The following is a 12,008-nucleotide window of genomic DNA, read 5'->3' on the forward strand; positions in this document are numbered from 1 at the left end:
TTATGATTACTGGCCAATGGCATCCATGAAGCGACCGAATTCATCCCTCGTGCTCGACGGCCCTGAACGCGCGCCGGGGCGCGCCATGCTGCACGCCGTCGGGTTCACGCGCGCCGACTTCCAGAAGTCGCAGATTGGCGTGTGCTCGACCTGGAGCCAGGTCACGCCCTGCAACATGCACATCGACGCGCTCGCCCGTCATGCCGCCGACGGCGTCAGTGGCGCCGGTGGCAAGCCGTCGATCTTCAACACCATCACCGTGTCGGACGGCATCTCGATGGGCACCGAGGGCATGAAGTACTCGCTGGTGTCGCGCGAGGTGATCGCCGACTCGATCGAAGTGGTGATGGGCGCCGAGGGACTGGACGGGCTGGTCGCCATCGGCGGCTGCGACAAGAACATGCCGGCGTGCGTGATCGCCATGGCGCGCCTGAACCGTCCGTCGGTGTTCGTCTACGGCGGCACCATCCTGCCCGGCATCTTCCAGAATCGGCCGGTGGACATCGTCTCGGTGTTCGAAGCGGTGGGGCAGCACGCGGCGGGCACGCTGTCGGACGCGGCGCTGGCGGACCTCGAGCAGCACGCGTGTCCCGGGGCCGGCTCGTGCGGCGGGATGTACACCGCCAACACGATGGCCTCGGCCATTGAAGCGCTCGGCCTGAGCCTGCCCAACAGCTCGGCGCAGGCGGCGATCTCCGACGACAAGAAGCGCGACTGCGCCAGCGCGGGCGCGGCGGTCGTCAAGCTGGTGCAGGCGAACCTGCGGCCGCGCGACATCCTGACCCGCAAGGCGTTCGAGAACGCCATCACCACCGTGATCGCGCTCGGCGGCTCGACCAACGCGGTGCTGCACCTGCTGGCGATTGCGCACGCCGCGGAAGTCAAGGTGACGCTCGACGACTTCACGCGCATCGGCAAGCGTGTGCCGGTGCTGGCCGACCTCAAGCCGAGCGGCAAGTTCGTGATGGCGGAGCTGGTCAAGATCGGCGGCCTGACGCCGCTGCTGAAGCGCCTGCTCGACGCCGGCCTGCTGCACGGCGAGGCGATGACGGTCACCGGCCGCACCCTCGCCGAGAACCTGCGCGGCACCGCGGATTATCCCGACGGGCAACTGGTCGTGCGCGACGTGACCGACCCCATCAAGAAAGACAGCCACCTCGTCGTGCTGCGCGGCAACCTCGCGCCCGACGGCGCGATGGCCAAGATCAGCGGCAAGGAAGGCGAGCGCTTCAGCGGCCGCGCCCGCGTCTACGACCGCGAAGAGGCGGCGCTGGCGGCGATCCTGGCCGGCAAGATCAAGAAGGGCGACGTGGTGGTGATCCGCTACGAGGGGCCGCAAGGCGGACCCGGGATGCGCGAGATGCTGTCGCCGACCAGCGCGATCATGGGACGCGGCCTCGGCGCCGAGGTCGCGCTGATTACCGACGGCCGCTTCAGCGGCGGCACGCACGGCTTCGTCGTCGGGCACATCACCCCGGAGGCGTTCGTGGGCGGACCGCTGGCGCTGGTGAAGAACGGCGACCGCATCACCATCGATGCCAGAACGCGCACTCTTGGGATCGACATCACCGCCAAGGAGTGGCGCGCGCGCCGCACGGCGTGGCGTCCGCGCAAGCCTCGTTACACCAGGGGGGTGCTGGCCAAGTACGCGCGGCAGGTGTCAACCGCAAGCAAGGGGGCGGTGACGGATTAGGGCCGACAAAAATGTGCAATTTCGCCCCAAAGGGCGACGCAACTGTCGGAACGGGCGGTCGCCGGCGCAATGAATATCCAAAATTTCGTAGTGACGCGAGTGTCGGCCATCCCATGCGTACAAAGCTTGCAAAGGCGAAGCTGGGTGACCTACACTCCCGCATCTTTGTTAGCAAAGCGTCTCAAGAGGCTCGCTCGTTGTAATTGGCTTGATCTCTGCGGCTGCGTTGTGTCTGTGACGCCGGGTGCGGCTGGCGGCGGACTTCTTCGATTTGGAGGAAAGCGAGTATGAGTAATTCTTTGTCGCGGTGGTGCCTGCTGGCACTGCTGATGGTTCCACTGGTTGCGAGCACGGCGTGGGCGCAGACGTTCACGGGCGGTGTGCGCGGAGTGGTGAGTGACTCGGGCGGTATCGTCCCGGGCGTGACGGTCACACTCATCAACGAATCGAACGGCGCGTCGCGTGACGCCGTGTCGAACGAGCAGGGCGGCTACAACTTCTCGGCGGTACCCCCGGGCGTCTACACCCTGAAGGCGGAGCTGACCGGCTTCAAGACTTTCGAGAACAAGGGTATCCGCGTCGCCACGCAGCAGTTCGTGACGATGGACATCAAGCTCGATGTCGGCCAGTTGCAGGAGACCATCACCGTGACCGGTGAGGCGCCGCTGATTGACACGTCGAACGCCTCAACCGGCGGCGTGATCGACTCGCGCCAGCTGGAAACGCTGCCCAGCGGCGGCCGCTCGGCGTTCCTCTTCGCCGTGACGGTGCCCACCGTGGTGGCCTCGGGCGACGCGCAGTTCAACCGCCAGCAGGATCAGACCAACGCGTCGCTCCTGTCGCTCGGCGGCGGCGCGCGCCGCGCCAACAACTACCTCGTCGACGGCGTGCCGGTCACCGACCTGCGCAACCGCGCCTCGGCCAACCCCAGCATCGAGTCGCTTGAAGGCGTCAACGTGCAGGTCCACCAGTACGACGCGGAAACCGGGCGCACCGGCGGCGGCACGTTCAACGTGGCGACCAAGTCCGGCGGCAACGACTTCCACGGCAGCGGCTTCTACCAGGCGCGCCCGAAGTGGGGCGCGGCCAACGGGTTCTTTTCGAAGCTGGCGGACTCCCCGCTGCCCGACATCAAGTTCCAGCTGGGCGGCGGCGGCTTCGGCGGCCCGATCATCAAGAACCGCACCTTCTTCTGGTACGGCCAGGAAGGCTACTCGTCGAACACGACCCGCAATGGCTCGGTCCGTTTCCCGACCAGCCGCGAGCGCAACGGCGACTTCTCGCAGACGACCGACAGTTCCGGCCGCCTGGTCGTAATTTACGATCCGCTGACCGGTGATGCTTCCGGTAACGGCCGGACGCCGTTCCCGGGCAACGTCATTCCGGCCAACCGCATCAATTCCGTGGGCAAGGCCATCGCGGGGTCGTACCCGGCGCCGAAGAGCGATGTCAGCAACGGCAGCGCCAATTACTCCACCGACGCGCAGGTCAAGGACTTCGCGATGATGTACACCGCGAAGGTCGATCACCGCATCAACGACAAGATCTCGCTGTCGGGTTTCTACCTCTATAACAAGACCGACGAGCCGTGCTCCAACTTCTGGACGCCCGGTGAGCACAACCCGATCGACCCGAACGACTACCTGCTGGCCCGCCGTGTCCAGATGGTCGCCCTGAACAACACCTGGCTGCCGAGCAACAACACCGTCGTCACGCTGCGCTACGGCTACACGCGCTTCATCGACGACGACACGCTGGCGACCGAGTACGACCCATCGACGCTCGGCTTCAGCTCGAACTACCTGAACAGCCTGCAGGTCAAGAAGTTCCCGATCGTGACCGCCACCGACTACGACAGCATGGGCGCGATCGACCCGACGCCCCGCAACTGGTACTCCTGGGGTGCCAACGGCGCGGTCTCCAAGCTGCTCGGCAGCCACACCGTGAAGGTGGGCGTGGACTATCGGACCATCGGTACCAAGACGCAGTCGTTCTCGGGCGGCGCGGGTGTGCTGAACTTCGACCGTTACTACACCTCGTCGAATGCGCTCTCGAACGGCACCGGCGGGGCGACGCCCTCCGGTAACGCGCTGGCCAGCATGCTCCTGGGCTACCCCTCGGGTGACTCGGGCAACCAGAGCCGCATCGGCCTCTCGACCCCCTTCAATGCCTTCGTGCACTACCTCGGCGGCTACGCGCAGGACGACTGGCGCGTCGGTCCGAAGCTGACGTTGAACTACGGCCTTCGCCTCGAGAACGAGTCGGGCCTGATGGAAGAGAACAACGGCTTCACCGTGGCGTTCGATCGCACGCTGAACCCCGGCGGCGCCCTCGGCGCCGTCACCGTGAATGGCGCGCCGGTTCGCGGCGGCCTCGTGTATGCCGGACAGAACGGCGCCAACGAGTACCAGGGCAATCCGCCCTCGCTCAAAGTGTCGCCGCGCCTCGGCGTGGTCTACTCCTTCAACCCCAAGACCGTCATCCGCGCGGGCTACGGCGTCTACTGGGCGCCGTGGAACTACCAGGGCGTCGGTTCGGCCAACTACGGCCAGATCGGTTACAGCCGCAACACGTTCATCAGCCAGGGGCAGTTCCAGCCCACGGTGACCGTGGACAACCCGTTCCCCCGTGGTGTTGACCAGCCGGTGGGCAACGCGCTCGGCGCCATGACCGGCGTTGGCAGCCAGATCGAGTTCATCGATCAGGACAAGAAGGCGCCTTACGTCCAGCAGTATTCGGTGGACCTCTCGCGCGAACTGCCCGGCAATATCGCGGTGGGCTTCGAATACGTGGGTGCCACCGGCCGCGATCTCGGCCTCGGCGGCTCGAACGACGGCATCATCAACATCAACCAGGTGAACCCCAGCTACCTGTCGCTGGGTTCCGCGCTGCTCGACCAGGTGGCCAATCCGTTCTTCGGCCTGCCGGCCGGGCAGGGCAAGAGCGTGACCAGCCCGACGATTCAGCGTCGCGAGCTGCTCCGTCCGTTCCCGCAGTTCAACGACATCCTGATGCGTCAGTCAACGCTCGGGAAGAGCCAGTACCATGCTGCCGTGCTCAAGTTCGAGAAGCGCGTCAGTAACGGCTGGGGCGGTCGCGTCAACTACACCTACAGTCAGCTGAAGGACAACCAGTTCGGCGAGGGCAACTTCTTCTCGCGGAGCACGACCGAAATGCTGAATGCCTACGACCTCGATGCCGAGTACTCGATCGGCCTGCTGGACGTGCCCCACAAGATCACGGTCTCGCCGATCATCGAACTGCCGTTCGGTGAGGGCAAGCGGTGGGCCACCAACGGCATCGCCGCGCGAATCCTGGGCGACTGGACCCTCTCGTCGATCGTCTCGATCGAGAGCGGCTTCCCGATTGCCATCGCGTCGAGCACGAACAACACCAACATCTTCACGCGTATGCAGCGCGTGAACCTGACGGGCTCGGAACAGGCCACGACCGGTTCCGACTTCGAGCGCATTGCGCCGGCTGCCGGCGCATCCTGCAAGATCAGCGAATGCGGCACCGGCCTCTGGCTGAATGGCGCGGCCTACAGCACGCCGGCAGCGTTCACGCTCGGCACCTCGCCCCGGACCGACGGCAGCGTGCGGACCCCGGCTCGCAACAACTGGGACTTCGTGGCCAACAAGGCCCTCCGCTTCGGCAGCAAGGTCCGCGGCGAAGTTCGCCTGGAAGTGCTGAACCTCACCAACACCGTCAAGGTGCGCGGTCCCATCCACACGTTCGGCAGCTCGGCCTTCGGGCAGATCCGGACGCAGTCGGGCTTCATGCGCCTGACGCAGCTGACCTTCCGCCTGTCGTTCTAAGGCGGACGTAACACTCAAGGCCTGGGGTTCGGGAGCAGATGCTCCCGAACTTCAGGCCTTTCGCTTGTACGGAAAGGTTCAGAACCCGTTCAGAACCTCGTAGTACCATTCTCCCAATGCGACGCCTCGCTCTTGCGCTCATGGTGGCCGTTGCCGCCCTCGTCTCGCCCCTCGCGCAATCTGGGCCCGGTTTGGGCCGCGCCACCTTCACGAATTCCGGCAGTCCCAAGGCGCAAGCCGACTTCCAGCGCGGCATTGCCTGGCTCCATAGCTTTGGCTACGAAGACGCCATCGACGCGTTCCGCGCGGCGCAGAAGATCGACCCCGACTTTGCGATGGCGTATTGGGGCGAGGCGATGAGCTTCAGCCAGCCGCTGTGGTTTTTCGAAGAGGTCCCGAAAGGGCGCGCGGCACTGGCCAGGCTGGGTCCGTCGCCCGAGGCCAGGATCGCGAAGGCGAAGACCGCGCGGGAGCAAGGCTTCATGCGCGCCGTCGAGGCGCTCTTCGGGCCTGGCGACAAGCCCGCCCGGGCGGCGGCCCACGCCAGGGCTATGGCCACGGTAGCGGCGGAGAATCCCGCGGATGATGAGGCGCAGACCTTCTACGCGCTGGCCCTCCTGGCCACGATGCCCCGTGGCGACGCCTCGTTGCCGATCCGGCGGCAGGCCGGCGCGATCGCCGAGAAGGTGTTCGCCCGCAGTCCGAATCATCCCGGCGCGGCGCACTACATTCTGCATGCCTACGACCATTCGAGCCTGGCGGCCAAGGGGCTGCCGGCCGCGCGCGCCTACGCGAAGATCGCGCCGGCCGCGAGCCACGCACTCCACATGCCGGCGCATTCGTTTCTGCAGGCCGGGCTGTGGGACGAGGCGGCCTTGTCGGATGAGGCCTCGTGGAACGCGTCGATCGCCTGGGCGAAGCGGCGTGGCTTGTCCATCGTCAGCCGTGACTATCACAGCCTCGCGTGGCTGCAATACGAGTGGACGCAGCAGGGACGGTTCTCAAAGACGAAGGAGGCCATCGCCTTGGTGGAAGAGGGAATGAAGCTGTCCCCAGGCCTCCAGCCACAGGCCCCAAGCCCCCAACACGCCGGCGGGCACGGTTACGGGGAGAGCGAGATTGGGCGAGGGAGTGGCGTGGCCGCCTTGCGCAACGACCGCGCCTCGATGCGTGCCCGCTACATCATCGAGAGCGGGCGCTGGGGCGAGATGAAGGGCCAGACCACGTTCGACAACATCGAGGAGCTGTTGGCGCTGGGCCTCAGCGCCGTGAACCTGGGCGACGCGGCGCGAGTGGCCGCCGTGATCGAACAGTTACGCGGGGCCGCGGGACCCGGCCAGCCCGCCGAACTGCGCGAGCAGGCAGAAGTGATGCTGAAGGAGATGGAAGCCGTGGACCTCTTTGCCCAGGGCCGCCGGACCGAGGCCTTTGCCATGATGGACCGGGCCGCGGCGTTGCAGGCGAGGATGCCGAAGCCGATTGGGCGGCCGTTCCCGGTCAAGGGTGCGGACGAGTTGTACGGGGACCTCCTCTTGCAGGCCGGACGCCCAAAGGAAGCCGCCGTCTGGTTCGACCGTGCGCTGGCGCGGACGCCGAATCGCAGCAAGGCGGTGCTGGGGCTGGCCCGCGCGTATCGCAACTCGGGCGACGCCGCGTCGGCGAAGGCGACATACAAACGCTTTCTCGCCAACTACCGCCTCGCCGACCCCGGGCTTCCCGAGGTTGCCGAGGCGCGCGACGCGGTCAGATAGCTCCCGGCAGGAGGTGTCATCCCGACGGGAATTGCCCTCCCGTCACACTTCGTCGATCTTCACTTGCCTCATGTAGTATCCCGTCTCCAGCCGACGCTGGGGGATCGAGGCGTCGGCGACGCGCAACGCGATGTCATAGGTGCCAGGCTCGGTCGGCTTCCACCGGTATTCCCACAGCGACCACATCGTGTGCGTCTTGGGCGTGGGGCACACCGCGAACGGCTGGAACTCCGCGTCCTTCTTGAACCGGATGGCCAGGCGATCCACGGCCTTCGCCCCGCCCCACAGGATCCCGACGATGCGGTATTCGATGCCCGATGCGGTGCGGCGCTTTTCCACGCGCACGGGAGTGGCCGCGGTCTGGATGTCGGCCGGCGTGTAGTCTTTCGCCAACTTGTACGGCTCGGCTTGATGGGTCCGGTTCGCAAACTCCACCATCTGCGTCGTCGCCGGCTCATCGGGGCCGACCAGGCGGATTTCGTTGACCCACTTGATCCAAGTGCAGCCGTACCAGCCGGGCACGACCAGGCGCACGGGCCTGCCGTGATCGGCGGGCAGCGGCTCGCCGTTCATGCGGACCGCCAGGTGGGCGCCCAGCTTGTCGAGCGACGACAGCGGAAACACCCAGCTGGCGCCGACGATGGAGCGCTGCGAAACCTGGCCGATGTGGTCGAAGCCGCTCACCAGCACCGCGGTCGCGTCCTTGGCGGGCTTCAACCGGGCCACGACATCGGCAAGCGGGACGCCGTCCCATTCCGCCACGCTCATCAACCCGAAGTTCGAGGGGTTGGCGTTGCCGGAGCATTCGAACAGGTGCGGCCCCATGGGCTTCGCTTGTTTGTGGATCGCGTCGAGATCGAGCATGCCGTCCCTGGCGAGAAGGCCGGTGGTTTCGATAGTCCAGGGGCGGTGTGAGCGGCCGCCGCGGCAGGAATCTCGGTCCGGATGTATGCCAGCTCGTTGGACGTGATCAGCTTGCCCGGCTCGAGTAGCGACAGGTCGGTGACGAGGCGGGCATCGAGCCCGGCGCCGCCATACTTGACGCCGAACGCCTGCACTTGGGACCGGTCGCGAAACAACGGCAGGGTGCCCAGGAGTTCACCCGCTGGGGCTGAAGCGGTGCAGGGCACTTCCGCGGCGAGCCTGGCGAGGACCTTGCCCGGTTCGACCAGCGTGGCCGCGCCGGCGGCAGCAAGGGCGCCCAGAACCTGTCGTCGAGTCGGATGCATTTGCGCCATTATACTGTCCTCATGAAGTTCAGCTTTGCAGTGGCCGCCGGCATTGCCGCGGTAGCCGGGACGGTGGCGGTGACCGCGCAGCAGCCGACGTTTCGCACCGGGGTCACGCTGGTCAGCACCGACGTCATCCCGCGCGACGACAAGGGCCGCTTTGTCGCCGACCTGACGCGCGAGAACTTCACCCTGCTCGAAGATGGACAGCCGCAAGTCGTGACGTCGTTCTTTCTCGTCCAGGGCGGCCGGACGTTCAATCTCATGACCCCTGGGTCGGCGGCCGCGGCGCCGGAAGGCATCGTGTTGCCGCCGGCGCGCCGCCGCGTCGACGACACCGCGGGGCGGGTCTTCCTGATCTTCGTCGACGATCTCCACTTCGACCCCGAAATGTCGCCGCACGTGCGCAAGCTGCTGCAGACAATCGGCGACACCCTGATCCACGAAGGCGATCTCGTCGCCCTGGTGTCGAGCGGTCCGTCGTACATCAGCATCGGGCCGACCTACGACAAGAAGATGATGATGGAGGCGGTGGGCAAGGTGCGCGGCACCGGACTGATTCCCGCCGAGATCTTCAAGATGCTCGAGACATCGCAGGGGCCCGCCGACATCCGGGCGCGGGCCCAGACGGCGTTCTACACGGCCTACAGCATCCTGTACGACCTCGAACAGGTCACCAATAAGCGGAAGGCCGTGATCTACATCAGCAACGGCTACGATTTCGATCCGTTCGCGGAAGGCCGCGCCGGACGGGATCGCGTGCAGGGCGGCCGCTTCGCGGAACCCCTGCGCACGATGAATGACGAAGAGAACCCGTACTTCCGCCTGAGCGCCGTCACCGCGGACATCGACTTGCACCGGTTGATGCGCGAACTCACGCTGTCGGCCAACCGGGCCAATGCCACGCTCTATACCGTGGACCCGCGAGGCCTCGCGGGCGTCGTCGATCTGGCGTCGTCCGCGGACCAGAGCGAATGGCGCACGCACCTCCAGAAGACCACCAGCACGCTGCGCTACATGGCTGAGGAAACCGGCGGATTTGCGGTGGTCAACACCAACGACTACGCGTCGGAGTTCAAGCGCATCGACGCCGAGACCAGCGATTACTACGTGCTTGGCTTCTACTCGACCAACCCCGACCCGTCGAGACGCACGCGGACGCTGGAGGTGAAAGTGGACCGTCCGAACGTCACCGTGGCGTCGCGCCGGGCGTACTCGCTGAAGACGGAAGGGAAGCCGCCGGCGCCGGTGCAGCCCAAGAAGAAATAGGTTCGGAAAGGTTCTGAACCGCCTTGACCCACTCCGCTACCAGCGCCGAGTGTGGTCCGCTTTCGGCAAGGTAGGCGCGGGCGAGCGTCATGAAGCGGTCGCCATCGGCGCGACTGCCCGGTGGGTTGGTTCCTCGGACGATGCTGCCGTAGAGCGCTTGCAGCAGCAGCCATCTCGCATCTGCATCATCCGGCGCCTGGGCCAGCCTGGCGTCCAGCACCGCAATGGCGTCACGATCACGGCCGGTGGCCAGGTGCGTGGCGGCCAGGGCCCTGGTCCACGGGCCGTCCGCCGGCCGGCCGGCGAGCTCCGCCGACACCATGGCGGCCGCCCGCGTGCCATCCCCGCGCCGCAAGTACGCGTCAACCAGGAACGGCGCCGCTACGGACGAGGGAAGCCCCGCTTCGGTGGCCAACAACCAGGCCGTGATCGCATCCGGGTCGCGGTTCTGCGTGGCCCGCACGGCGCCGGTCAGGAACTGGAGTGGCCCGGCGGGCGCGCCGAGGGCCATCGCCCGCTGAAACTGCACCACGGCGGAGGCATCGCCGACCGAGTAGAGCGCGAGTCCGGTGAGCCCGGTGCGCGCGCCTTGTTCGGCCTGGGCCACCGGCTCTTCCACGAGCAGGTCGATGAACTTGCCTGCGGCGGCGGTGTCGAGGGCGCGGCGCAGGGCCGGTGACGGCGCGGGCGGCGTGAGCGCCTGCACGACCGCCGACAACACACGGGCGTCGAGCGCCGCCTCCCGCCGGAACGGCGGGCCGAGCGGCGGGGCCTCGGTCAACAGCGACAGCGGCGTGCCGACCACGCGGAACTCCGCTTCAGCGGTTCGCGCGGTGCCGGCGACGCGATCGTTGACGGCGATCTTCAACCGATAGTCGCCGCGCGGCACGGTGGCGAGCGGCGCCGCCACCGCGGCAAACAGCGGATGGCCGAGCCGCAAGTCGAAATCGGCCGGCATCGTCGCTTCGGTGTACGACTGCGAATTGAGGGAGGCGACCTGCACCTCCCGGTCGCCGTCAATGCGAACGATGCGGAATCCGACGGTGACGTCGGGCTTCCCGCTGACGTTGGGGCGCGCGTTGATGATCTGGAACGCCACCGCGAGCCGTTCGTCGCGCGTGAACACGGTGTCGCGTGCCGGCGTGATGTCGGTGGAGCCGATGGCGTAGGGATGCGCCGCCTGCTGGGCCGGGGGATACGGAGCCGCCCGCGCCGCCACGGCGTCGGCCACGATCACGCTGCTCAGTGTCAGGTCCAGGATCGTGGCGGGCGGCAGGCTCAAGGCGCGCTTCATTACGTGGATCGCCGCCGCCGGCTTGGGCGCCGCGAGATCCGTCCAGCCGACATACACGTTGTACTCGCCCGGTCCGGCCGTGAAGGCGCGGCTGATCTGGCGCGTGCCGTCGCCCGCGATCGACGACGACGCGAGGTCGAAGTCTTCAAACGGCAGCAGGTCGCGCAGGCCGACGGCCTTGCCTTCGAGCTCGGCGCGCCGCTGCTTGTCGCGCGTTTCCTGTTCCTGGCGCGCGCGCTCGCGCTCCAGTGCCATCAACTTGAGGTCCATCGATCCGGTGGACGGCGTGGAGCCGCGAACGCCAATGGCGCCCGGGCCAAACGCGGGCATTTCGCCGATGGCGATGCCGCGGCCGGGCAGCATGCGCGGATCGACCCGGCGTCCGACGAGCCAGTCGCGAATGACCGATCGCTCCGTCATCGTGGTGACGACGCCGGGCGTGGCGGTCGCGAGCCGGACGTACAACATCACCGGACCCGCGGGCAGTCTCATCGCTCCTTCCGGCTCCACGGAAAACGCGACGTAGTGCGAGCCGTCCGAGGCCCGCATCACGTGTACGGGCCACGCGCTGTCGTTGCGGGCTGGCTGGCTGGCGGCGGCGTCCACCGCGAGGACGATGGCCTGGAGCAGCGTGCGTTGGTCCTTGGATAACTGCGGGGGCGACTGCGCGGCCGCCACAGCGGCGGCGCAGATACATCCAGAGACAAGAAGCAGTCGCGTGATCGCGGCGATCATGGCGTCATCCCATTGTCATGCCAGTGGGGCTTAGCGTACACTGCATCGGTTTTCGTCGTAACACCACCACCATAAATGAAGATGTGTAGACCCAATTTCCGTCACGCGTGTTGTTTACGGCTTGTCGTCCTGATCTCAGCCGTTCTTGTTTCCACCCCCACCTTCGCCCAACAGCCTGCCGCCCCGACCTTCGCAGTTGGCAAGCTCGCCGACTCCGCC

Annotated in this window: 7 protein-coding genes; 4 read left to right on the forward strand and 3 right to left on the reverse strand. The window is 66.9% G+C overall.

The annotated features are described in order from the left end of the window. The first annotated feature begins 25 nt into the window (after nt 1-25). The 3 genes from ilvD (at nt 26) to WC815_01330 (ending at nt 7,262) form a co-directional block, all read left to right on the forward strand. Nucleotides 26-1,693 (forward strand): dihydroxy-acid dehydratase, encoded by a 1,668-nt coding sequence (gene ilvD / locus WC815_01320; protein MFA5907394.1) that lies wholly within the window; start codon nt 26-28, stop codon nt 1,691-1,693. A 287-nt stretch (nt 1,694-1,980) separates the two neighbouring features. Beyond that, a complete protein-coding gene (locus tag WC815_01325; protein MFA5907395.1) occupies nt 1,981-5,511 on the forward strand; it encodes a TonB-dependent receptor in 3,531 nt (1,176 codons plus the stop codon). A gap of 116 nt (nt 5,512-5,627) precedes the next feature. Beyond that, a complete protein-coding gene (locus WC815_01330) occupies nt 5,628-7,262 on the forward strand; it encodes a tetratricopeptide repeat protein (protein ID MFA5907396.1) in 1,635 nt (544 codons plus the stop codon). 42 nt (nt 7,263-7,304) lie between these two features. Here the strand turns inward: WC815_01330 and WC815_01335 are convergent, their stop codons facing one another. Together WC815_01335 and WC815_01340 are read right to left on the reverse strand one after the other, a co-directional pair. Then, on the reverse strand, nt 7,305-8,126 hold the full coding sequence (locus WC815_01335) for a molybdopterin-dependent oxidoreductase (protein ID MFA5907397.1): 822 nt from the start codon (nt 8,124-8,126) through the stop codon (nt 7,305-7,307). Then, nucleotides 8,030-8,491 carry a hypothetical protein gene (locus WC815_01340; GenBank protein ID MFA5907398.1) on the reverse strand — a complete coding sequence of 154 codons (462 nt, stop codon included), beginning with the start codon at nt 8,489-8,491 and terminating at the stop codon, nt 8,030-8,032. Before WC815_01340 ends, WC815_01335 begins: the two co-directional genes overlap by 97 nt. A 21-nt stretch (nt 8,492-8,512) precedes the next feature. Here WC815_01340 and WC815_01345 point away from each other — a divergent pair, with 21 nt between their 5' ends. Next, complete coding sequence (locus tag WC815_01345; protein MFA5907399.1) at nt 8,513-9,760, forward strand: VWA domain-containing protein; 1,248 nt, start codon at nt 8,513-8,515, stop codon at nt 9,758-9,760. Here the strand turns inward: WC815_01345 and WC815_01350 are convergent. Next, entirely contained in the window at nt 9,681-11,789 is a 2,109-nt protein-coding gene (locus WC815_01350) for a hypothetical protein (GenBank protein MFA5907400.1), read from the reverse strand. The genes WC815_01345 and WC815_01350 overlap by 80 nt on opposite strands. Nucleotides 11,790-12,008 lie beyond the last annotated feature (219 nt).

It is taken from the genome of Vicinamibacterales bacterium, assembly GCA_041659285.1.
GTDB lineage: Bacteria > Acidobacteriota > Vicinamibacteria > Vicinamibacterales > UBA2999 > 12-FULL-67-14b.